General features: G+C 33.4%; 19 protein-coding genes. 6 read left to right on the plus strand and 13 right to left on the minus strand.

Going from position 1 to position 23,349, the window contains the following annotated elements; translation table 11 throughout:
* The first annotated feature begins 274 nt into the window (after nt 1-274).
* Together AC13CQ_RS11715 and AC13CQ_RS11720 are read left to right on the plus strand one after the other, a co-directional pair.
* The gene (locus AC13CQ_RS11715) at nt 275-520 is read left to right on the plus strand and encodes an AbrB/MazE/SpoVT family DNA-binding domain-containing protein (protein ID WP_008611083.1); all 246 of its coding nucleotides are present in this window, start codon (nt 275-277) and stop codon (nt 518-520) included.
* On the plus strand, nt 511-834 hold the full coding sequence (locus tag AC13CQ_RS11720; RefSeq protein ID WP_008611084.1) for a type II toxin-antitoxin system PemK/MazF family toxin: 324 nt from the start codon (nt 511-513) through the stop codon (nt 832-834). The genes AC13CQ_RS11715 and AC13CQ_RS11720 overlap by 10 nt, the downstream gene beginning before the upstream one ends.
* Before the next feature lie 166 nt (nt 835-1,000).
* Here the strand turns inward: AC13CQ_RS11720 and AC13CQ_RS11725 are convergent, their stop codons facing one another.
* Together AC13CQ_RS11725 and AC13CQ_RS11730 are read right to left on the minus strand one after the other, a co-directional pair.
* On the minus strand, nt 1,001-1,960 hold the full coding sequence (locus AC13CQ_RS11725; protein ID WP_474507540.1) for an OmpA family protein: 960 nt from the start codon (nt 1,958-1,960) through the stop codon (nt 1,001-1,003).
* A 57-nt stretch (nt 1,961-2,017) separates the two neighbouring features.
* The gene (locus AC13CQ_RS11730) at nt 2,018-2,782 is read right to left on the minus strand and encodes an exodeoxyribonuclease III (protein ID WP_008611086.1); all 765 of its coding nucleotides are present in this window, start codon (nt 2,780-2,782) and stop codon (nt 2,018-2,020) included.
* A 443-nt stretch (nt 2,783-3,225) separates the two neighbouring features.
* Between AC13CQ_RS11730 and AC13CQ_RS11735 the strand changes: the two genes are divergently transcribed.
* Nucleotides 3,226-5,283, plus strand: coding sequence for a TonB-dependent receptor family protein (locus AC13CQ_RS11735; protein WP_474507650.1), 2,058 nt, complete (start codon nt 3,226-3,228; stop codon nt 5,281-5,283).
* Nucleotides 5,284-5,494: 211 nt separating this feature from the next.
* Here AC13CQ_RS11735 and AC13CQ_RS11740 read toward each other — a convergent pair whose 3' ends face one another.
* Together AC13CQ_RS11740 and AC13CQ_RS11745 are read right to left on the minus strand one after the other, a co-directional pair.
* Entirely contained in the window at nt 5,495-7,039 is a 1,545-nt protein-coding gene (locus tag AC13CQ_RS11740; RefSeq protein WP_008611092.1) for a glycine--tRNA ligase, read from the minus strand.
* Nucleotides 7,040-7,074: 35 nt separating this feature from the next.
* On the minus strand, nt 7,075-7,995 hold the full coding sequence (locus AC13CQ_RS11745; RefSeq protein WP_008611095.1) for a hypothetical protein: 921 nt from the start codon (nt 7,993-7,995) through the stop codon (nt 7,075-7,077).
* A gap of 40 nt (nt 7,996-8,035) precedes the next feature.
* Here AC13CQ_RS11745 and AC13CQ_RS11750 point away from each other — a divergent pair, with 40 nt between their 5' ends.
* Both AC13CQ_RS11750 and AC13CQ_RS11755 read left to right on the plus strand, forming a co-directional pair.
* Complete coding sequence (locus tag AC13CQ_RS11750; RefSeq protein ID WP_008611096.1) at nt 8,036-8,734, plus strand: ComF family protein; 699 nt, start codon at nt 8,036-8,038, stop codon at nt 8,732-8,734.
* A 50-nt stretch (nt 8,735-8,784) separates the two neighbouring features.
* Nucleotides 8,785-10,392, plus strand: coding sequence for an Ig-like domain-containing protein (locus AC13CQ_RS11755; protein WP_474506786.1), 1,608 nt, complete (start codon nt 8,785-8,787; stop codon nt 10,390-10,392).
* Here AC13CQ_RS11755 and AC13CQ_RS11760 read toward each other — a convergent pair.
* From AC13CQ_RS11760 to AC13CQ_RS11790, 7 genes are all read right to left on the minus strand, one after another.
* Nucleotides 10,379-11,152 (minus strand): amidohydrolase, encoded by a 774-nt coding sequence (locus AC13CQ_RS11760; protein WP_335587500.1) that lies wholly within the window; start codon nt 11,150-11,152, stop codon nt 10,379-10,381. The genes AC13CQ_RS11755 and AC13CQ_RS11760 overlap by 14 nt on opposite strands.
* A 417-nt stretch (nt 11,153-11,569) precedes the next feature.
* Nucleotides 11,570-12,022 carry a hypothetical protein gene (locus AC13CQ_RS11765; protein ID WP_474506787.1) on the minus strand — a complete coding sequence of 151 codons (453 nt, stop codon included), beginning with the start codon at nt 12,020-12,022 and terminating at the stop codon, nt 11,570-11,572.
* Between the two features lie 74 nt (nt 12,023-12,096).
* Nucleotides 12,097-12,597, minus strand: coding sequence for a GNAT family N-acetyltransferase (locus AC13CQ_RS11770; RefSeq protein ID WP_335587502.1), 501 nt, complete (start codon nt 12,595-12,597; stop codon nt 12,097-12,099).
* Entirely contained in the window at nt 12,597-12,884 is a 288-nt protein-coding gene (locus tag AC13CQ_RS11775) for a type II toxin-antitoxin system TacA family antitoxin (protein WP_008611104.1), read from the minus strand. The genes AC13CQ_RS11770 and AC13CQ_RS11775 overlap by 1 nt, the downstream gene beginning before the upstream one ends.
* 167 nt (nt 12,885-13,051) lie before the next feature.
* A complete protein-coding gene (locus tag AC13CQ_RS11780) occupies nt 13,052-13,738 on the minus strand; it encodes a hypothetical protein (protein ID WP_474506788.1) in 687 nt (228 codons plus the stop codon).
* 53 nt (nt 13,739-13,791) lie between these two features.
* Complete coding sequence (locus AC13CQ_RS11785) at nt 13,792-16,473, minus strand: DUF5689 domain-containing protein (protein WP_474506789.1); 2,682 nt, start codon at nt 16,471-16,473, stop codon at nt 13,792-13,794.
* A gap of 1 nt (nt 16,474) precedes the next feature.
* A complete protein-coding gene (locus AC13CQ_RS11790; RefSeq protein WP_474506790.1) occupies nt 16,475-18,631 on the minus strand; it encodes a TonB-dependent receptor domain-containing protein in 2,157 nt (718 codons plus the stop codon).
* Nucleotides 18,632-18,779: 148 nt separating this feature from the next.
* Between AC13CQ_RS11790 and AC13CQ_RS11795 the strand changes: the two genes are divergently transcribed.
* Nucleotides 18,780-19,829: an endonuclease/exonuclease/phosphatase family protein gene (locus tag AC13CQ_RS11795; RefSeq protein WP_474506791.1), complete on the plus strand. Its 1,050-nt coding sequence runs from the start codon at nt 18,780-18,782 to the stop codon at nt 19,827-19,829.
* A gap of 172 nt (nt 19,830-20,001) precedes the next feature.
* Here the strand turns inward: AC13CQ_RS11795 and AC13CQ_RS11800 are convergent, their stop codons facing one another.
* Together AC13CQ_RS11800 and AC13CQ_RS11805 are read right to left on the minus strand one after the other, a co-directional pair.
* Nucleotides 20,002-20,436 carry a hypothetical protein gene (locus tag AC13CQ_RS11800; RefSeq protein WP_008611110.1) on the minus strand — a complete coding sequence of 145 codons (435 nt, stop codon included), beginning with the start codon at nt 20,434-20,436 and terminating at the stop codon, nt 20,002-20,004.
* Nucleotides 20,437-20,550: 114 nt separating this feature from the next.
* Complete coding sequence (locus tag AC13CQ_RS11805) at nt 20,551-23,184, minus strand: TonB-dependent receptor (protein WP_456867920.1); 2,634 nt, start codon at nt 23,182-23,184, stop codon at nt 20,551-20,553.
* Nucleotides 23,185-23,349: the final 165 nt, after the last annotated feature.

The following is a 23,349-nucleotide window of genomic DNA, read 5'->3' on the forward strand; positions in this document are numbered from 1 at the left end:
AAGCATACTGGCACATATCTTTTAGCCTTAATCAATTCCTTCGTTGCAGGCTCACGGGTATTTAAAAGAAATAAACCTAACTCATTTCAATGCAAAATCTTTAGGCATACTCAAAACAGGCGCTAGGTAATTAAACCCGCTTTGAGGAGTTAAAGAGACTACTTTAATTACGCAAGCCTTTCCAAGTATATTTATGGCGTTGTTGGCATTAATACAGAACAAATTTTGATGTTTCAACAAAATGTACTTACCTTGTAATAACATTTAAGAAATTATGGAAATATCAATAATTAAAATCGGAAATTCAAAAGGACTCCGTTTGAGCAAGACCATCTTGGAGAAATATAACATAAAGGACAAAGTAGAACTTATTCTCGAAAAGGAACAAATAATCTTGAAACCAATTGATTTACCTAGAAAAAATTGGGAAAAAGAATTTAAAAGAATGAGTGAAAACGGAGATGACAAGCTACTTATGGACGATGTTTTCGAGGACGAAAATCTTGAGGAATGGATCTAAAACAATACTCAATTGTTCTTGTCAATCTTGACCCTACCATTGGAAGCGAAATTAAAAAGACTAGACCTTGTGTAATCATTTCACCAAATGAAATTAACAAGCATCTAAACACAATAGTTCTTGCTCCAATGACTACTAATTTAAAAAAATATCCAACAAGAGTTTCGGTCAAACACAACGGGAAAAAAGGAATGATTGCAATTGACCAGATTCGGACAGTTGACAAAATCAGGATAATCCGAATTTTTGAAAACCTAACCGAAGCAGAAATTGAAAATTGCAAAGAGGTTATAAAAGAAACCTTTGTTGACTAAAAAATAAGTACTAATACCAACAATGGCCCCTATAGTAATTGCTTGTTCTCTACTAGCTAGGGGTAATCTCATGGGTATTAAAAGGAAACAAACCTAACTCATTTCAATGCAAAATCCTTACATAAAATCAGAACAGGCTCTAGGTAATTAAACCCGCTTTGAGGAATTAAATATCATTAAGCAATTTAGAAACCTCATCTAATTTTGGCGTTAAAATAACCTCTATTCTACGGTTTCTAGCTTTCCCTTCTGTAGTTTCGTTACTTGCAACAGGTAGGAATTCTCCACGTCCCGCCGCTGTTAAATTTGAAGGATCAATCTGCTTATTTTCTTCTAAAATCTGCACTATAGAAGTAGCTCTTTTGGTAGATAAATCCCAATTATCCTTCAAAGCACCATTACCTCCATAAGGTACATTATCGGTATGTCCTTCAATAAGCACATTAATATCTGGGTTTTGCGCTAAAACTGTTCCTAATTGCTGTACAGCTTTGCGTCCGTTTGCATTTACTGCCCAACTTCCGCTTTGAAACAATAATTTATTCTCCATGGAAACATATACTTTTCCATCTCGTTGCTCCACCGTTAATCCTTTTCCTTCAAAATCTAATAATGCACGAGAAATAGCATCTTTTAAATTCTTCATAGCGGCATCTTTTGCAGCAATCAACCCTTCCAATTCTGCTACTCTTTGAGAACGGGCTTCTAATTGTTGCTTCAGAGTTTCTAACCGAGCATTTTCAGCAGCCAACGCCTTTTCCTTCTCTTCTAACTGCTTTAATAGCTCTCTGTTTTTTTCTGAATTTGCAGCAATAGCAGCACTACTATTTGTTTCTAATGCCTTATACGATTCTTCTAAATTTGCAAGATTATTTTTTGCCGCTTCATAATCTTGCCTTAACTGATTGCGTTCTGCAACTGCATCATCATATTGCTTTTGAAGCTGGTCTAAATCGTTTTCTAAACGATTGTTAGCCGACTTTAATTCTTGATTTTCGATTTCAAAATCGTCTTTCTGATCTTTTAACGCATTGTACTTACTTTGCAGATCGTTGTAAACTTTTGAGGACACACAAGAAGTAACAAGTCCTAAAAATAGAAATCCTATAAAAATCTTTTTTATCATTATATGCTTTTGAAAGTATTTATTTTAAACAATAGTATTCTCTTTCAATTGAAAAGCTCAATCTTCAATCTCCACTAAAATAGGACAATGGTCGCTATGCTTAGCTTCTGGTAATATAACGGCTCTTTTCAATTTTTCTTGTAATGGTTTGGCTACCATATTGTAATCTATTCGCCATCCTTTATTATTATTCCGTGCATTTGCTCGGTAACTCCACCAACTGTAATTATCTGGTTCCTTATTAAAATGACGGAAACTATCTATAAAACCGCTATCTATAAAGTTTCCAATCCACTCACGCTCTACCGGAAGAAACCCAGAGACTTTAGCATTTCTAATAGGATCGTGGATATCTATAGCTTCATGACAAATATTATAATCTCCACAAACAACCAAGTTTGGAACTTCATTTTTCAAAGCATTAATATACGTTTGAAAATCGTCCATATACTTCAGCTTATGCTCCAAACGCTCAATATTGGTTCCAGATGGCAAATACAAACTCATTACTGAACATGTATCAAAATCGGCTCGAATATTCCTACCTTCAAAATCCATATAATCAATTCCTGTTCCGTAAGTAACGTTATTGGGTTGTGTTTTTGATAAAATAGCCACCCCACTATATCCTTTTTTTTGCGCACTATACCAATAATGATAAGGATATCCTGCTTCTTCAAAAACCGATAAGTCAATTTGTTCTTTATTAGCTTTAATTTCCTGCAAACAAATTACATCTGGGTTTGCAGATTGCAACCACTCTAAAAAACCTTTTTTAATTGCTGCACGTATTCCGTTTACGTTATAAGAGATAATTTTCATTTGTATATTTTATTGTTGTATAATAAAGTCATTTAAACTTTCCCCTTCATTTAAAAAAAATAAATGACATTAATGATAAAAAAGCTAAAATAAGGATATTTAATCATTAATGTCCGAGTAAAAATACAAGACTGCTTCGCTGTAAAAGAAAAGAACAAAGACTAAATTTTAACTATTACAAAATGAGTAGTTTAAAGAAACATCATTACTAAACTCCTCTTTTTATTCATTTTTCTTAATAGCAAAGGTGGGGGCTATTTTAAAAACCTCTATTAACCCTTGATATATTTGGAATGCAATAAACGCTGTCTGCTTTTATCGGTCAACAAATAATATTTAATATAAACATAGAAGTAAGTACCGAAAAGTTTAAAGCATAATTTTCTTGATAGATTTTGATTCATCCTGTTTATTACAAAATTTCAAATCCATATTTTTACATCATGAAAAAAATCACCCTACTTTTTCTGATTTTTGTTAATATTATAATTGCTCAAGAAAAGAAAAACGATACTTTAACAGAAGTTATTTTAGAGTCCAAACGAGTTCAAAACAATTCGCTTATCCTCCCTATCGACGCAATTAGCAATCAAGATATTGAACGGTATGCTCCAACAGAAATTACCACCGTTTTAAACGAAACACCAAGTGTTCATGTTTTTTCTGGTGCTCTAAATACAAACCGACTTACCGTAAGAGGAATGGGTGCTAGAACTCCTTATGGAACCAATAAAATCCAAGCATACTTTAATGGAATTCCAATTACCAGTGGAGTAGGAGAAACATCTTTTAATATCTATGATCCTGAAAGTCTTGAACATATTAAAATTATAAAAGGTCCAAAAGCAACTATTTATGGTACTAACTTAGGAGGCGCTCTTTTATTCCAAACAAAACTTCCAGAGAACCATAAAACTACTTTTTCAAACCGCTTTACAACTGGCTCATTCGGACTCTTAAAAAATAGTTTTCAGGCAGGTTATCGAGATGATAAATTTTATCTAAATATCCTCTCTGACCATTTGGAAACCGATGGATATCGGGAAAATAGCAACTATAAAAGAAATAATATCCTTTTAGATATGGGGTATAATTTTAACGACAATAACAGCTTAAAAATCTTAATTAATCAACTCGATTACAATGCGCAAATTGCCAGCTCTATCAATGCTACCGATTTTGAAGAAGACCCCAAAAGAGCTGCCAATAATTGGAAAGAAGCACAAGGCTATGAAGACAATAAATTAACCACCCTAGGACTTTCTTTTCAACACAATTTCTCTGCTAATTTTACAAATACAACTACTGTTTTTTATTCTTACTTGGATCATTATGAACCTCGTCCTTTTAATATTTTAGATGAATTTACAAACAGCTATGGTTTTAGAACTCTTTTCAACGGAAGCATAACTACACTCCCTTTTAAAAACAAATTTTCGGCTGGCGCTGAGTTGTATGCAGACACTTATAACTGGGCTACAATAGAAAACTTATACGAACAAAATAATAACCAAGGAAGCTTGGAAGGAAACGTTTTAAGCGACAACAAGGAATACAGAAATCGGCTAAATGCCTTCGGGACTTTTAGTATGTATTTTAAAAAACTTGTGGTAGAAGTTGGGCTTAATTACAATACTACTGCTTATAATTTTAGAGATTATTATAATGAAGGAACTGCTAACAAAAATGCAAAACGAGACTTTGATGACATCTGGGCTCCTAGTTTAAATTTAAACTATCATTTCTCAGAGAATAATCAGCTATTTACCAATATAAGTTACGGGTTTTCCTTTCCTAACCTTGAAGAAACATTAACACCAGAAGGCGTTATAAACGAAGATATCGGACCTGAAACTGGAATTAATTATGAGATAGGAACAGAGAATTACTTTTTCAATAAAACCCTAAAATTCAAAGCTGCTTTTTATTATATGGATGTTAAGAATTTATTGGTTGCCAACCGTACAGGAGAAGATCAATATATAGGAAGAAATGCAGGTAAAACTTCTCACAAAGGCGTTGAATTCTCTTTAAACTATCTAACTAATCTCTCAAAAACAATTACGCTTCAGCCCTATATAAATGCAACTTTTAATCATCATAAATTTGAAAATTTTATAGATAACAGCAACGATTATTCAGGAAATGACCTTACAGGAGTTCCAAAAAATTTGATTAATGGTGGTTTTCAATTAAAGCATATCAAGGGAATTTATTATACTACTACCTACCAGCATGTTGGAACTATGCCCATGAACGACGAAAACTCTTTATCTAGTGATGCTTATAATTTAATCAATCTAAAAGGAGGTTATAAGGCTATACTTTCTGATAAATTTAGTGCAGAAATTAGTGGTGGAATAAACAATGTGTTTAACGAAAAATACGCTTCCTCAATTTTAATAAATGCTGTAGGATTTGGAAACGCAGCTCCAAGATATTATTACCCTGGATTACCCATTAATTATTACGGAAGTTTGAAGTTAATATATCATCTATAAAAACAATTTGTAGCTATCAAACTGATTTCTGTGGCAAAACCAAAGGAGGTGAAAATCATTCTCAAGAACAGCTCTACACACTCACTACTACTTTAATTGAGAATGTCAAACTGAGCTTGTCGAAGCTTATATGTTCCTAGGTGCGAACTGTCTTCGACAAGCTCCTGACATTTGGAGTTAAATGTTATAAAATAAATAGTCTATTTAGAATTTATTTAGTCTTCAATAACCAATTTCTTATGTCTACTTCCTGAGCTACAATACCTCGAAGCTCTTCTATTTTAACACGTTTTTGCTCCATGGTATCTCGGTGTCTAATAGTAACCGTGTTGTTTTCCAAAGTATCATGATCTACAGTAACACAAAATGGAGTTCCCGCAGCATCTTGACGACGGTAGCGTCTTCCTACAGCATCCTTCTCATCATAAGTTACATTGAAATCCCATTTAAGATCTTCAAATATTTCTTTTGCAACTTCTGGCAATCCATCCTTTTTAACCAATGGTAATATTGCCACTTTTGTAGGCGCCAATACCGATGGTAATTTTAAAACTGTTCTTGTAGATCCATTCTCCAATTCTTCTTCTACCAAAGAGTTTGAGAATACTGCTAAAAACATTCTATCTAAACCAATAGAAGTTTCTAATACATAGGGTACATAACTTTTATTTTCTTCTGGATCGAAGTATTGTAATTTTTTATTGCTGAATTTTTCATGCTGCGCCAAATCGAAATCTGTACGAGAATGAATTCCTTCCAATTCTTTAAATCCAAATGGAAATCTAAACTCAATATCTGAAGCTGCATCTGCATAATGCGCTAATTTCTCATGGTCGTGGAAACGGTAGTTCTCTTCTCCCATTCCTAAAGACATATGCCATTTCAAACGGGTTTCTTTCCAGTAATCATACCATTCTTTTTGTGTTCCTGGCTTGATAAAAAATTGCATCTCCATTTGTTCAAACTCACGCATACGGAAAATAAACTGACGCGCCACTATTTCGTTACGGAAAGCCTTTCCTGTTTGCGCAATCCCAAAAGGAATCTTCATTCGTCCAGTTTTTTGAACGTTTAAGAAGTTTACAAAAATTCCTTGTGCCGTTTCTGGTCGTAAGTATAAATCCATAGCCGACTCAGCAGAAGCCCCAAGTTTAGTCCCAAACATCAAGTTAAATTGTTTTACTTCTGTCCAATTCTTACTTCCAGTTTCTGGGTCTGCAATTCCAAGCTCTTCAATAAGTGCTTTTACATCTACTAAATCTTCTTTTTCTAAAGATTGTCCAAGGCGTTTTAAAATTGCTTGTGCCTCTTCATTATATTTTACTACCCGCGGATTGGTAGCCACAAATTGTTCCTTATCAAAAGAATCTCCAAAGCGTTTTTCAGCCTTTGCAATTTCCTTTTCAACTTTAGCTTCTATTTTGGCTACATAATCTTCCACCAAAACATCGGCGCGGTATCTTTTTTTGGAATCTTTATTATCTATTAACGGGTCGTTAAAAGCATCTACGTGTCCAGACGCCTTCCATGTTGTAGGATGCATTAAAATAGAAGCATCTATTCCTACAATATTATCATGCATTTGCACCATTGCTTTCCACCAGTACTCTCGAATATTTTTCTTGAGTTCTACCCCATTTTGTGCATAATCGTATACTGCACTTAATCCGTCATATATTTCACTTGAAGGAAAAATATACCCATACTCCTTAGCATGAGATATTACTTTCTTAAATTGATCGTCTTGATTTGCCATGACGCAAAAATATACTTTTTAGGAGAATTAGAATTTTATTTCAGCTTAAAAACTGTAGAAGCCAGTAAATTTTCTTTGTAAAACACATTCACTCGGTAATCGCCTTCCATTTCGAGGTCTTTAACAATGATATAATCACAGATTCCCATAGGCTTATTTTCATAGTCTACAACAATCTTTTTACTGTATATAAGTTTCTTATTTTTATATGTAACTGCTGCTCTACTTCCTAGAATCTGATTTTTAGGATCTATAAACTGTACATAAAAAATTCTTTCGCCAGGTTGTAAAAGGGTTCCTGGTGCTATATTAAAACATGCCCGAAGTCGTTCTGCCCTATTCGCTCTGTTTGTCTCAATTACTTTTCCATTGCTTCTTGCTTTATAGGCAATTCCCACTAAAGCCGAAACCTTTAAAGCTGGATCTTTATCTATTTGTTTGGAAAGCTCAATGTTTTCATTGATTAAAGAATCGGTAAATTGTGTTAAATTCTCGTTAGCACTTTTAAGTGCATTAGAATAACGCTCCAGTTCTATATATCGTAATTTGGTACTGTCTATTTCTTTTGAAAGCAAGAAATTTTGTTGCTTTATAGAGTCTGCAACTTGATGAAGGTATTTATTTTCTTTTCTTATTTCTGCTAATTCTCTTCTGTAGCGTCCCAAAATTTGATAATCTACTTCCAATAACTTAATGGAGTCTTTTAGCATGGCTATCCGCCTCCTGCTATAATCAATCTCTTTAATATGACTCTCATTTTCTTTAGCCAAGGTATTCAAATCATTTTCAATACTCTCTAAATCTTCCACTATCATTCCTTTTGCATTCTCTAAAAAGGAAACTTTCTCCTCACTTTCAACATAATTGAAATAAGAAAACCCTGTAAGTGCTGCAATACACAATAGTAAAACTCCTAATATTATTTTTTGTCCAAACTGCTTTTTTTGAGCACTCATTTAAATTAGTTAGATTTGAATATAACTACAACTATCATAATTGATTAAGGGCGTAAAGATACTAAATGATCTTCAAAATTTATTTTTTCCCAACACTTGTTTAGGGTGTTCCGAAATTATAGGCTTCAACGACGCTGTGCTTTGCGTTTCATGCCGACACCAATTACCACTTACTCAATTTATTAATGAGAACGATAATCTTACCGAAAAATTTTTATATGGTCGTATAAAAATTGAAAATGCCGCCTCATTTATACGATATTACAAAAAAGGTATCAGTAAACAACTTATTCATCATCTAAAATATAAAGGACATCAAGAAATCGGAACGATGTTCGGGAAATGGGTAGGACATGAAATATTGGTTTCCAATAGATTTAAAAATATTGATTATGTAATTCCTGTTCCGCTTCATAAAAAAAAATTAAAAGAGCGTGGATATAATCAAGTGAGCAACTTTGGAATTGAAATTGCCAATTGTATAGATGCTATTTATTCAGAAGAAATTGTTAGTAATGTTAAATACTCAAAAACGCATACTTCAAAAAATAGAAATCAACGAGCATTGAGCATTGGGAATCAGTTTTTATATAACAAAAACATTCCTTTAAATAATAAACATATTTTAATTGTAGACGATGTTATTACTACTGGAGCTACATTAGAAAGTTGCGTACGTGCTTTCCCTAAAGAATTAAATATAAAATTTAGTATTATCACTATTGCAATTACATCTTAATTTCAACGTTACTAAAAATAATCGTTAATTTGCAGCTTTAATTGGGCTTGATGAAAACTAAGAATCTTTTAAGTTATATTCTATTTTTTACACTATTATTCAGTTTAATAAACTGCGCTAGAAGAGGTACCCCAGAAGGTGGTCCGAAGGATTTAGATCCTCCAAGAATAACTTCTTCTAGTCCAGAAAACTACACTACAAATTTTTCTGCTGAAAAAATCAGAATTAATTTTGATGAATATATCAAATTAAAAGACTTACAAAAGCAGCTTATTGTCTCGCCTCCATTAAAAAACACTCCATACATTTATCCGCAATCTGGCGCTAGTAAATACTTGGAAATTGAAATTCAAGATACCCTAACAGAAAACACCACCTATGTTTTTAACTTTGGACAAAGTGTGGTGGATAATAATGAAGCAAATCCATATTCATACTTTAACTATGTGTTTTCCACAGGCTCCTATATTGATTCTCTAGAGCTTGAAGGGTTTGTTATTGATGCGGTACTAAAAAAGCCAGATTCTTTTATTTCGGTAATGCTTTATGAAGTAGATTCTGCATATACCGACTCTGTAATTTACCAAAAACCACCAAATTATATTACCAATACACTGGACAGTTCTACAAATTATAGACTTACAAATCTAAAAGAAGGAACCTACAGACTTATTGCATTAAAAGACGAGGCTGGAAACTACAAATTTGACCCAAAAAAAGATAAAATAGGATATATTGACCATTTTATTAAAATTCCAAGCGATTCAATTTACGGACTCAACCTTTTTAAAGAGGTCCCAGAATTTAAAGCTGCAAGACCTTCTTTAATTGCAAAAAATAAAATTTACTTTGGATATGAAGGAAATCCAAAAGGGATGGAAATAAAACTCTTATCCGATAAACCCGAAGATTATTCATCCCGTACATTTCCAGATCTTGAAAAAGATACTCTTAATTACTTTTTCACACCTTTTGAAACCGATTCTTTAGTTTTTGAAGTACGAAACACCAAAACAATTGACACTTTTACCGTACGTATAAAAGAAATGTATGCAGACACCCTTGTAGTGGCGCAATTAAATAAAGGGTTTAGTATAAACGATACTTTAAAAATTCATACCTCCACCCCAATGGAAACCTACAATAAGGAGCTTATAAATGTGTTAGATAAAGACTCTACCAATGTTGATTTTACTTCTATTTTAGATGAAAAAAATAATATTTTCAATCTAAAATGGGATTCAGATGTAGGTCAGAAATACAGAGTTACTATGCTGCCAGGTGCTATTACAGATTTTTATGGAGAGGTAAACGATACTTTAAATTATTCAGTTTCCACAAAAGACCTAGCAGATTTAGGAAGTTTACGTGTGAATTTAAAAAATGTAGACCAATACCCTATTATTCTTCAACTAACAGACAATAGCGGGGTTGTTAAACAAGAAATGTTTATTGAAGAACAAAAAGCTTCTTATGAGTTTAGAAACATCGATCCAGCCACCTATCTAATTCGTGTAATTCACGATAGTAATGGGAATGGAAGATGGGACACAGGAAACTACTTACAAAAAATTCAACCAGAACGAATTAGTTACTATCCAGAATCGGTTGAATTAAGAGCCAATTGGGAAATAGAGCAGACTTTTACTTTACAGTAAACTGATCTCTATCATTTAAAAATTTAAGTCCGTTTCGGTACGTATCAATTTCGTTTTTATGCAGGGTTGCATAGATAGTTTCGTCACTTTTTGTATGGATCAACTCCTCCCCAAGGGGGTTATACACTGCAGAGTGCCCTGTATATTCGTAGCCATTTCCATCCAATGCTATACGGTTTACCCCCATGCAATAACTCATGTTCTCAATAGCGCGGGCTTGCAATAAAACATCCCAAGCTTTTATTCTCTTTTTAGGCCAATTTGCTACATATACAAGCACATCATAATCTTCTACATTTCTTGCCCATACAGGAAAACGCAAATCGTAACATATTTGCGGACAAATCTTCCAGTCTTTATAATTTATAATTAGCTTTTTTTCTCCAGAAGCATACACTTCATGCTCTCCAGCCAAGGTAAATGTATGTCGCTTATCATAATACTCAACACTTCCATTAGGCGTTACAAATACAAAACGATTATAAAAATTGCCGTTCTCTACAATAACTAGACTCCCTCCAATTGCCATATTTTTCTCTGATGCAAGATTTTTCAGCCATTCTATAGAATCTCCCTTCATTGATTCTGCTACCAAACTTGCATTCATAGTAAATCCAGAAGTAAACATTTCAGGAAGAAATAGTACATCGGTTTCCTCATTTACAAGCTTAATTTTATCTTGAAGTAATGCTCTATTTGCTTCAGGATTCTCCCAAATCAACGTTGTTTGTAGAGCTGCTATGTTTAATATCTGTGCCATGGTATAAAATTAAGGTATTAAATCATTAATGTTCGAGAAAAAATACAAGACCGCTTCGCTGTAAGAAAAAAGAACAAAGACTAAATCTTAACTATTATAAAATAAGTAGTTTAAAGAAATAACATTACTAAGATCTTTTTTTTATTAATAGCAAGGAGGCTATTTTGAAAACCTCATTTAAACCTTGATATAAGTAGAGTCCAATAAATTCCGTTAACCTTTATCGGACAACAATAGTATTAAATTATAATTGAAAAAAGCACTAATCCAGATAACCTTTAACTACTTTCAACGCAATGTTTATTTGTAGCATGCTATAGATAAGCAACTACCTCGAGGTATTCAAAGGAAATAAATTGAATCCTTTTCGACGTAGAACCTTTCGATAAACTCAGGAAGCTTTGGGAATAAAACCCTCTATGAAGGATTTAAAATTCCAATTACAATAGTATGAATCCGTAAGGCAATTCCTGTAAGTACTGGTATCACCACAATTCCAATAGTTAAATACAAAAAACAAGCGGCGGCTCTACTACTCCCTACAAATACCTCTTGCTCTTTAAAATTAAACTGCCAATTTCCAGCAAATCCATAACCAATAAACAACCATAAAACGGCTAATGCTATAATGAAGTAGAGAATATTACGGTAATAAAAATGAAACTTCCTAACTGGATTATAAATACTCTTATTTCCGTAGAAAATTACGGTTGGTAAAAAAATAAGAATACTCCAGGCCAACAAACTCCCTATTGGAACTTCCAATCCTAAAAAAGTACGACTTAAATTAAGTACTCCTGATAAAAAAAGGTAACATGAAACCAAAAGAAGTAGGAAATAAAATAGAAATAATTTGGTACGTTTGGTCATTTTTTAATTTTAATAAAATTAGTGTTTAAGAAAACTACTTTTTGTTTACCAAATTTATCTGTCTTTGTATTTTATTAAAATAATTGACTAATCGTTTTCATTGGTAAAAACATTTTTCCACTATCTGGAAGTTTTATAAAACCATACTTGTTATAAAAATTTTCCGCATCTTGGTCAATTGGGTCAACAACCACAGCAAACGATGCAATAGTTTTAGATATTTCGTAACTTCTCTTTAAGGCATCTATTAATAGATACTTCCCAATTCCTTGCCCTTGAAATCTATTGTCAATTGCTAGCCTTCCAAGTAAAGTTGCAGGGATTGAATTATAAGCCTTTGGTAGTTTATTCCGTATTTGATTTGGAATAAAATCTGAAGAAACGCTAGTATTTGACAACGTATAATAACCTTTAATTAGATTAGTTTCTATTTCGTTAATTACAAAACAAACAGAAAGCTTTCTTTTAACATCTTGATTTGCTTGTTTTTGAATGTAAGTGTCTAACATTTCCTTTCCACAAGAAAACTCAGATTTTTTATGTTTAGAATTTAAAGGTTCTGATAATTGACTCATCAAGTGAAAAGAGCTTTAAATTCATCCGCAGCTTTAGAAAGATCTTTGTTTGGTGTTTTAGGATTTAATACAGCTTCAAAAAACAGTTCACTATCTTTTTGAGAAGCAACTACCCGTTCTCTTTCCGATATTATCTCTTTAGCCTTTTCTTGAACTGCTATAACTACAAAATCAGTTAAATTTCTATAACCTCCTAATCTAGCTGCTCTCTCAAAAAATAATTTTTGTTCTTTAGGAAGACGAGTATCAAATCTTGCGTTTTTAGTATTTTTTTTTTCTGTTGCCATCACATTCTTTTATACAAATGTACGTTCATTTTACGTACTTCGCAAAATACAGTACGTAAATTAAACGTACATATACAACCTATTTCTTTTTGGTTGCGTTAGGATAAGCATAATATTTATATGTATAGAAAATAAGCGCAAAACCTCCAAAAACCTAAATCCTTCATTTAGAAAAATCGTTCCTCCGTAAAAAAAGAAGCTCCTACCGGGGTAGTTACCGCTCCCGAGGAGCTTTTATGATCTCCTGCACACATTGTCACCCTTCCCGCAGGGATAATTAGCTTTTCTGCACTATTATCTGTCCTAGTTTCATTAGCTCTAGCAAGTAAATCTGCCATAGTAGCTGCGGTAGTTTCGGCGGTAGTTAACTGTTCCATATCAAACATAATTTTCTCTAATTCCTGAGGGTTTTTATTCCCTAAAGAAGCTAGATCACTTAAATCCTGAATCATATCTGCATGTCCAAAACCCGTGCTAATCTCTTGGGTACGACTTAATAGGTCTTCTCGTTCTCTAAAAGCAAACCGAAAAGCATTTAACAACTCTTCTCTTAAGGCATAAGCGTCTGGCGACCGTAAGTCCCATTCCTTGCGTGCTTCCTCTCTTCCATAGCGCTCGCTTACCCAAAGAGATTGTGCATGCCTAAGTGCTCCTGCTCGAACTGGTAAATCTTCCATATAAATTATCCAATTCAAGCCCACAGCTTCCAACGCTCTTTTATCTTCTTGCGCCCAAACATATAAGTCCTCCGCCTCTTGCAAATAACTATCTACTGGCATGTTTATTCTCTTTACCTCTTCCAATGGTATGCTTTTTAATAAGCTAAACTTAGTTTCATAATTCTCTTTGCTCATAATTTACTATTTACAGGGTTACTATTTTACATCATTAATTTTGAAATCCTATTTTATCGGGTTTTGGGGTTAAATTCTTGAGGTGCTGTTTTAGGTTCATTTATAGTTCCATCGGCTCCAGTATCATTATAAATGGTCCATTCGGAAAATGTATAGTCCGTATTATTTTTAACAACTGTAGTATTTCGTACAGCACGTCCATCTTCAAATTCGTGATTGGTGCCCGAGCCATCCTCTCCAGGAACACCAAATACATCTACCACCTTCCCATTTCCATCTACCAGATGCATAGTATCATCACCATTAGAATCTGCTGCACCGCCAGTACCCCCTTCTAAATCTGGCGGAAAACCATAAACCACTTCAAAAGAGAGCGCATCTGCCGCAATTACAAAAGCACTTAAGGGCGCCATAGTATATCCTGTTAAATCAATAACACTTCTTGCGGTAAATTCGGTATTAGAATTTGTATACCTACGTAAGCTCCAGCCCGACAAACTAACAGGCTCACTACCTGCATTAAAAAGTTCTATAAATCGCATATTTGTGGTAGTGTTACTATTATCTGGGTCGGCTATTTCTGAAATTAAAATACTAGTACTCGTGTTTTTTAACGAACAATCTTCGTAACTATCTGTAAACTGAAAATCCATTGCATCTCTAACATATAAATTGTTGCCAAAGGGAATTCCTACTACATTTCCACGACCTTTTACCACCGAGGCATTGGAAAAAGTAGCTGTTTTTGAAATGGAAATAATAAATTGATCCTCACAGTTAGTCAATTCATTTTCTCCTCCGTAAGTTGAATTAAGATCTTTAAACTGAAAATTATTTATTTGTACTAATTTATTTTGATAGTTCCCCGTTAAAAACGCCTCTAAGCCTATTATTTCTGGCTGAATTGTATTTCCATCAACACTACTTAAAATATGTTCCGAAGTAATCTTTGTTAGCAAGAATCCATTTTTATTCTTTTTTATACGCAAACCTCGTAAAGCAATTTCTATTTTAGAATTTACCTTTAATTGATGCGGAGCATCAAACTCCAATTCAATTCCAACATCTCCACTTTGCATTATAGCCTTAGTTTCTTCAAGGTTTAATGTTGAATAATTGGAGGTAATTATCCCTCTAATTTTTATGTTTTCTACTATCTCTTCGGAAGTCTCTCCAAACCCCATTAATAAAGTTTCCAGACTAATTTCGGTAGCGTTTTGTAATACATTACACCTTTCGGTATTCATTTGTAAAACATCCTCTAGACTTCGGATGCGTAATTGATACTTTTTATCATATTGTAAAATACCAATAATGATTCCATTTTCTTGAGGTAGAAGCGAATCTCCATTTTTAAATCTTCTAGAAGTAGAAACAAAGATTTCATTTGCAAAACAATCGGTTACTGCGCTTTTAGTGTCCTTATTACTAACTACAAAAGTTGACTCTTTTATAAATTGCACCGAAGCAATAGCCACCAAGCTCCCAAGGTCTTTTTCTGAAATAGCATTTATTTCAATAGCTTTTGGAGTTACATGCTGCGTCTCTTCTCCTAGATAAAAAAAGCGATAAAAATCTTCCTCTTGAATGCCAGAAAACGCATCGTCCTTCAAAACCCCTAAAACAAATTCTCCATCTACCTTATGAAGTGTTATTCCATTAACCGCAATAGTTATTTCATGATTCAATTGAAAAGTTTCAAAAAGAGCTATTTCCTCAATTTTAATATTAATTCCACCCGACTCATCTTGTACATATATTTCCTTATAAAAATTCCCCGAACTATCATTAGCAGTAATTACACCCTTAATAACCAAAGACTCTTTTAATGTTATTGAGGTTTCTTTATACATTTCTTTAATGGATTGGATAGTGGTATTTGCTATAGGCGTTTCACAATAATATTCAATACCTCTACAGCGTACATTATTCATTTTAACATCCTCTAAATCTCTAACGGTAAGGATATAATTGTTTTGATTTCTTGTTAAAACCCCTGTAATAGTTCCATTTCCAAGAGGCAATAATGCGGCTTGAAAATCTGCAAATCCGCTATTCTCCATAAATACTTCATTGCCTTCGCAATCTTTTAAAATATGCGTTTTAGCTTTTTGAGGTTCAGCATAGGTACTGCATAAGCTAGCGGGAGTTAGCTCTACATTTTGCAAGGTTACCAAGGTGTTTACCATGGTAGAATCTAATTCTGAAATTAAATATTTCTTTGGAGTAATTACCGAAACAGCATCACAGGAAACTAAAATATGCTCGTTAATTTTTGTAGCTGGCAACCTCCCTACAGATAAATTTCCGAAAGCCGAAAAGGTTCCACCCAGTTTAAATGTCCCTTTATTGTTATCTAAATAGAGTCCTTTTAAATTGAGGTATATTTTTTGACCCATAGGATAAAACAAATATAAATCCTGTAGATCCAGTTCTAACTGAAAACCTTGCGTTGGATTGCTTTGATGGTTTTGAAAATGTATACTTCCGAAGAAATTTCCAGTCAGATCTGAAGAGTTTATATATCCTTCAATAATAAGTTCCTCTTGAATTTGTAAAACTTCTCCCTTATAAAGTACTTTTACTGCTTCAAAAGTTATATTAACGGTAGGCATTTCTCCTATGCAACTATCTTTTGGAGGCGTGTACTCATCATCCGCTACACACGCAAAAATCAGCATCAAAGTAATGCTAATAAAAGAACTAAAAGCTATTATTCTCTTTAGATTTTGCATCTTAAAAACTTATTGCAAGGTTTACAAAATAGGTTCTTCCGTAGCCGTACCAATACTTATTTCCAAACTGCGGAGCACCGCGCTGCACATCTATAAATGCTTGTCCGAAATTTGCATTTCTACTCTGCTCATATCCGCCGCTTTTATAAGTAACATCAAAAACATTGTTAATACTGGCAAACAGACTTACATATCTCTTGTAAATACGCCACGATTTTCCTCCAGTAAGATTTAATAAGTAAATAGGGGTTAATCGTTCTTGAGTTAAAAGCATAGCCACTTGCTCTTCAGAAGCATTTGGAAAAGTACCTCCCTCTGGATTTTGCAAGAAACTTTCGGTTCTTTTAATTGCTGAAATATCTATATAATTATCTGCCAAATAATTACCAGTTATTCCTACCCACCAATATTTACTGCTCCTATAATCTACCCCGATTGAATATGCTTTTTGCGGTCCAACAGCTAGTTTATAATCTTTAATATTAGTTTTTCCTAAATCTAAAGTCCCTATCAAATTAATTAAATCATCCTCGGCGCCAACCGTATCAAAATTGATACTTACCTCTGCATTTTTGGAATAGCTATAATCTCCATAGGATGCCACCGCAGAAAGTTTAATTTCTGAAGTAGCTTGGTAGGCAAACCCGAGTTCTCCACCATAATGTAATTTTTCAATATTGGTAACTACCTCCTGTACAAAATCGCTCCCAACCCCAGCATCTACATAGAAATAATTAATATCAGTGGCATTTTTAAATTCAGTATAATAGCCTGTTAGTCGCATTGTAATTTCTGGCAAGTTTAAATGATAAGAGAAAGATGCCGAAGTGCTAATTTCCGACTGTAAGCTATCCACCACTTTATTATTCTCTCTTGAATTAATAAAGCTATTTTGAAGAGTTGGAGCGCTCGTTATATATGCTCCCATCCCATTAATTGAATGTCGGTTATTTAATTTGAATGTAAATCCGGCTTTAACTCCATAATTAGAAAAAGACAACGCTTCACTTTTCCCTTCTGAAGTTAACGGAAATCGCTCATTTAAAAACAACCCTTCTCTTTGATAAGAGGTATTTGAGGTTTTACCTGAAATAAAAAAGGCAAGTTTTTCAAACTGAAAATTCCCTTGCAAAAAAGCTTCATATTGACTGGAAACAATGTTATAGTTATACCCCATTCTATCGCCTTCAGTTTTATTTAAAGTACCATTTGCATCATTTTTAGTATTAGAAAACGGATCGATATCTTCATGAAATTGCGCGCCCAATAAATCTGCTAACAACCCGTAGTTTTCAGAATTTGAACTTAAATACCTAAAACCTGTATCTAGTTTAAAAAACTCATTGAATGTATAATTTGCATTTATATTTACGGATATCAAGTTTTCTTCCGTAGCATCATTATATAATACATAAGAGCTTTTCCCATTATTTGTTTCTGAAAGATTTGCACTATATAAACTATTCCAATGTATTTGAGGATCATTTATAAAACCTTCTTTTGCTAAGTTGGCATTCTCAAAATTAGCCTCCGAAGGATTATTAATATAAAAGCTTGGTAAATAGCGGTAATAATCTGGATTAGGACTCGGCGCATTGTAATACCCTAAACGACTACTAGTTAAGATCCCGAATTGATAAGCAGCACCCAACTTAACGCTTAATTTATCGCCTAAATATTCATAATTAAACATAAAAATAGGCTCTTCAATTTCTCGTATTCTAGAATTTCTACGCTCCCCCTCTTGAGTTCCCCAATAGGGGTTATATTTCCGACCTACTAATTCAAAAACCTCATTTGTTACAGCAGAAGACTTCCCTCTTCTATTGGGGGTATAAAACCCTGTGAAGTATAGCGTGTGCTGTGCATTAGGCTGATATCCTATAGCGCCAAAAACTGAATATGCGTCGTATAGCGTCCCATCAATATAACCTTCTTTAGTAATTTTTAATACATACGTTCCTGCTAAAATATTTTCTAAGCTGAAGTAACCATCTGCCAAAGATTGTATTTTATGAAATGAATCTTCTATTTCTATTGATGCTCCGTTTACAGGGAGATTAGTGCGAGCGTCAAAGAGAGAACCCTCCACCTTATTTTCTTGAGAAGCTAGCGTCTCAAATAGCAAACATATAAGTATAAAAACTCCAGATCTCATTGGTTAGGATTTACTTATTTCAAAGAAGACTAAAAACACCAACCTCTATGCGTATAATACTATATAACATAAGGGCTTAATAAATTAGTAGTTGACCAATATACAAATAAATAAAGTATATTTACTACAGTTAAATAGAAAATAAAACATGAAGATATTGATTGTATTAATATGTATTAGCGTATGTTCAATAATACATAGTCAAGAAAACGATTATAATATTGAATCTATAGTGTTTTATAATGTAGAAAATTTGTACGATACTTTAAACGACACGCTAACTTTTGATGATGACAGAACCCCAGACGGAAAATACCAATGGAATCTAGATAAATATACGCTCAAAATAGCGCAAATTGCCAAGACATTAAAAGCTTTAAATAACGACACCTATATTGCTACTCCAACAATTATTGGTCTTGCTGAAATAGAAAACATCAAGGTTTTAACCGATTTAAAAAACCACGAAGACTTGTTAGCTAGCAATTATGGAATTATCCATGAAGACTCCCCAGATGAACGTGGAATTGATGTGGCATTACTTTATAAAAAGGATAGCTTTATACCGAATACGATACATAGCAGGCGACTCATAATTTATAATGAAAAAGGTTTTAGAGATTACACTAGAGACCAACTTGTAGTTGATGGCTACCTACATGGAACATATTTTTGCTTTATAGTAAACCATTGGCCATCTAGAAGTGGAGGAGTACAAAGAAGCAAACCTTTTAGAGAAGCCGCCGCTAGGCTAAATAAGCAAATTATAGATTCGGTTTCTAGAAAACATCCAAAAATAAAAATTATTAGTATGGGCGATTTTAACGATAATCCAACTGATAATTCATTTAAAAATATCCTAAGAACAAAAGGAAATAAAGTAATTCAAGAAGAGCCATATCTCTACAATCCAATGGAAAAGATCTACAAAAAAGGAATTGGTTCTTTAGCGTATCAAGATAAGTGGAGTTTATTTGATCAGATTTATTTTACCTCGAATTTATTAGAAGATAATAATGGGTATCGATTTTGGAAAGCAGGAGTCTATGCGCCTAACTATTTAAAAACAAAAACTGGAAAATACAAAGGATATCCATTGAGAAGCTATGCTTCTGGCGTTTACTACGCCGGATATTCTGACCATTTTCCAGTTTATATCTATTTGGTAAGAAAGTTAACTATTAATAAAAGTGAATAGCTAGTGTGTTATGTACTTTTTAGTATTTCGTTTATTAGGACTGTTTAGGATCTTAAAGACAACCCTTCGACAAGCTCAGGGCTACAGTCAACACTAAATTATTGTAACACAGCACTAGTTAAACTTATGTAACTCTTAATTTCCAACCTTTAATTGCTTAGGAACAGCGTTCTTAATCGAACCAAAGCATATAAGGTATTCTAAGTAAAATAAGGAAAAGTCCGATTCCGTAGAATAAAGCAATTTTTCCAAATTTTCTTTTAGAAGTAGTTTCTTTTTTATGTTTACTCCACCCAATAGTAATTAAAGCAATAGCAATAATGTTAGTAAAAGGATGCTCTACAAGCACTAATCTTAGGAGACTATCACTCATAACGCCCCCTGTTTGCCATGAAGCAAATCTAGGAGAAACGAAATAAAGCACGAGTCCTATTAGAAGTTGAATATGCGAAAATATTAGTGCAAAAAGACTAACTCTAAGATCCTTAGCCATGCTAAAATCTTTATTTTTAAAATAACCTACCATAGCATTTAGAACTGCTATAACAAGTACTAAAAGGGTGAAATATGCCCAATATGAGTGTAAAACATTAACTGTTGAATACATGAATGAGATTGTTTAGTTTGTATTCAAAAATACACATTATAGCTGATAAATTTCCAGAAAAGGCATAAAAAAACCCCGCAAATTGCGGGGTTTAATTTTTATAATAAGATCTTATTAGAAGTTGTATCTAACAGCAAGGTTCCAAGTTAGACCGTTTCCATAGAAATAACCGTAGTTATCTTTTTGGCTAATATATTCTTTATCAAATAAGTTATAAATATTACCTCGGATACTAATGTTATCACCTCCGAAATCAAACTTATAAGTTGCTCCTAAATCAATTAGAGAATAAGCATCTAATTTTTCTGGCTGATAAGTTTCTCCAGCTAATGAACTTGACGCTACATCTTCAACATCAACAAATCCATATAGATTTGCATAGTGATTCCAATCAGCATCAACAGTTAGTTTATCCATAATGATATCGTAAGAAGTACCTAAACCAAAGGTAGTTTGTGGTGCTTGTCCAACTTTAGTTCCTGTTAAATCAACATCAAAACTATCAACTGCTGAATTATCATCGCTATTAATTACATTAACAGGAGAAGATCCATCATATTGCCAATCTCCAATTGTAAAATACCCTCTTAACATAAAGCCTAAAGTAGGTCTCCATTTACCATCAATCTCAATACCTTTATGTAACTGACCCACATTTGTAAATCTAAATAATGCATTTTCAACATTAGCTTCATCATAGTTACCAGCAAATGCTAAGTATCTGTTATCCCATTTTGTATAGTACCCGTTAATGCTACCTACAAAATTCCCTTTTTGTAATCTATATCCAGCTTCAAAACTTAAAATCTCTTCGTTATCAACTTTAGGGTCTGCTAACATTGTATTATCATCATAAGAAGGAAAGATATTATCTAAAAATGGCTGTCTTGAATAATTTCCAGAATTAAAATACAGTGTATTTCCTTCAATAAAAGTCCATGCAGCTCCTCCTTTAAGGTTATATCCAGTTCTTTTTACTGTTTCAGATTCTTTAGGGTTATCAAAATCAAAGTTTCCTCTATCCTCTCTTTTATAAGATTGGTTAGAAATAGCTCCTTGAAAATAGGCACTAAAAGAATCTTTTGCATACTCTACTTGCCCGAAAGCTCCTTGATAATTAATATTCTCTGAGTAATCGTAATCAATTCTTTGGTCTTTATCTGCATAGTTAAATAATGCAGCCCATGGATCTGGATTATACGTTTCTGTAACTACATATCCATCAGGACGTCCACCAATAGCTTCAACACGCCCATCTAAACCTAATAAATCTGTAATTTGACGGAAGTGATCTCCTTGATAAAAACGAAAATCTGCTCCTACATTAAATTTAAAATTTCTTTGCGTATCATACTCATAATTCATTACTGTACCATACCAAGCATGGTTATTCACAGAAGCTCTTAATACTGTACCATTATACCCGTCACTCACTCCACCAGCAATACTTGGGTTATATACATTCGTTATATAATCCCAATCTATTTGTCCATTATTATATAAATATGCTCCGTCTGTTCTATCGTCACCATTATCTACATAAGAGACTCCATTTCCATAATCTCCTGTTCCACCACCTCTACCAAAAGAAGCATACACTACTGTAGAAAAGTTAGACTTTTCATTAATTGCCCAGTCCCAGTTAAGGTTCATCACTGGTTTATGGTAGTAGTTTCTTCTTAAAGAAAGATACTCTCCATTCTTAAATCCGTAATTGTTGTTGTATTTAATGCCATAACGGTCGTACAATTCCTGATCCTTAGAAAAATTCTGGTCATGCCATTGCGGAGCACCTGTAAGTAAGAAGTTGAAGTTATGGTTTCCTGCTTGTTTCCCTACAGAAAAGAAATAATTCTGACCTTGACCCTTAGTACCGTAAGCATACTTGCTATGTGCTTGCCAGTAATCTACAAGGAAAGAGAATCCCCATCCATTATCACTTAAACCTGTATTATATGCAGCCGTGGTTTTAAAGAAACTATCATTCCCCGCTATAAATCTAGCAAAACCACCTTCTTGCATGTCTGTAGTTTTAGTTACAATATTTACAGTACCTCCAACAGAAGAAATGGCTAATTTAGAAGAACCTAAACCTCTTTGGATCTGAACTCCGTTTGCGATGTCAGACATCCCAGACCAGTTAGACCAGTACATTTTTCCATCTTCCATTCCGTTAATTGGCTGCCCGTTCAAAAGGAAAGCAACATTTGTTTGGTCAAAACCTCTAACAAACATTTGAGAATCTCCAAATCCACCAGATTGATTAGAAACATACACTGATGGTGTATTTTTTAAAATTTCAGGAAACTCAACGTTACCAACCGCTTTCGTTTGAATTTCTTCAACACTTACTGTTGATACTGCAATAGGAGTTTGTCTGTCTCTAGCAAGGTCAATAATACCAGACCCTACTACAACAACGCCTTCTAATTCTTCAGCGTCTGGTTGTAATGTAATTGTTCCGATATTAGCAGAACCATTACTTAAAGTAAAAGGAACTTGTTTTGCAACAAATCCAATGTAAGAAACTGTTACAGTTCCAGAATTTTCAGAAACATTTAATGTAAAGTTACCGTCAAAATCGGTTGAAGTTCCAGAAGTAGAACCTTTTACCATAACATTTGCACCTGGCAGCGGACCACCTTGGCTTCCATCTACTACAGTTCCGCTAATTGTTCCTTGCGAAAAAGCTGTTGTAGTAATTAAAGCAATTACTGCTGTTAAAATCCAATTGTAAATTGTCTTCATTTGTTGTTTGATTTAATTTAACGCTGCAAAAATCCTATATTAAATAGATTCCTACATTAAGGCAATGTTAAATAATTTAACACTAAGACAAAAGTAAACAAAAAACGTAACATATTAATCTTGTTAAGATTACAATGCTACGTTTTGAGATTTTAACAAAAAATG

It is taken from the genome of Galbibacter sp. L-19 (assembly GCF_056857615.1).

Bases quoted from the DNA above. Each gene is read 5' to 3' on its own strand.
- AC13CQ_RS11805 (WP_456867920.1), bottom strand. From the start codon at position 23,184: ATGAAGACAATTTACAATTGGATTTTAACAGCAGTAATTGCTTTAATT.
- AC13CQ_RS11775 (WP_008611104.1), bottom strand. From the start codon at position 12,884: ATGGCAACAGAAAAAAAAAATACTAAAAACGCAAGATTTGATACTCGT.
- AC13CQ_RS11725 (WP_474507540.1), bottom strand. From the start codon at position 1,960: ATGATAAAAAAGATTTTTATAGGATTTCTATTTTTAGGACTTGTTACT.
- AC13CQ_RS11740 (WP_008611092.1), bottom strand. From the start codon at position 7,039: ATGGCAAATCAAGACGATCAATTTAAGAAAGTAATATCTCATGCTAAG.
- AC13CQ_RS11780 (WP_474506788.1), bottom strand. From the start codon at position 13,738: ATGAGCAAAGAGAATTATGAAACTAAGTTTAGCTTATTAAAAAGCATA.
- AC13CQ_RS11720 (WP_008611084.1), top strand. From the start codon at position 511: ATGGATCTAAAACAATACTCAATTGTTCTTGTCAATCTTGACCCTACC.
- AC13CQ_RS11755 (WP_474506786.1), top strand. From the start codon at position 8,785: ATGAAAACTAAGAATCTTTTAAGTTATATTCTATTTTTTACACTATTA.
- AC13CQ_RS11795 (WP_474506791.1), top strand. From the start codon at position 18,780: ATGAAGATATTGATTGTATTAATATGTATTAGCGTATGTTCAATAATA.
- AC13CQ_RS11760 (WP_335587500.1), bottom strand. From the start codon at position 11,152: ATGGCACAGATATTAAACATAGCAGCTCTACAAACAACGTTGATTTGG.
- AC13CQ_RS11800 (WP_008611110.1), bottom strand. From the start codon at position 20,436: ATGTATTCAACAGTTAATGTTTTACACTCATATTGGGCATATTTCACC.
- AC13CQ_RS11785 (WP_474506789.1), bottom strand. From the start codon at position 16,473: ATGCAAAATCTAAAGAGAATAATAGCTTTTAGTTCTTTTATTAGCATT.
- AC13CQ_RS11735 (WP_474507650.1), top strand. From the start codon at position 3,226: ATGAAAAAAATCACCCTACTTTTTCTGATTTTTGTTAATATTATAATT.
- AC13CQ_RS11790 (WP_474506790.1), bottom strand. From the start codon at position 18,631: ATGAGATCTGGAGTTTTTATACTTATATGTTTGCTATTTGAGACGCTA.
- AC13CQ_RS11715 (WP_008611083.1), top strand. From the start codon at position 275: ATGGAAATATCAATAATTAAAATCGGAAATTCAAAAGGACTCCGTTTG.
- AC13CQ_RS11730 (WP_008611086.1), bottom strand. From the start codon at position 2,782: ATGAAAATTATCTCTTATAACGTAAACGGAATACGTGCAGCAATTAAA.
- AC13CQ_RS11770 (WP_335587502.1), bottom strand. From the start codon at position 12,597: ATGAGTCAATTATCAGAACCTTTAAATTCTAAACATAAAAAATCTGAG.
- AC13CQ_RS11765 (WP_474506787.1), bottom strand. From the start codon at position 12,022: ATGACCAAACGTACCAAATTATTTCTATTTTATTTCCTACTTCTTTTG.
- AC13CQ_RS11745 (WP_008611095.1), bottom strand. From the start codon at position 7,995: ATGAGTGCTCAAAAAAAGCAGTTTGGACAAAAAATAATATTAGGAGTT.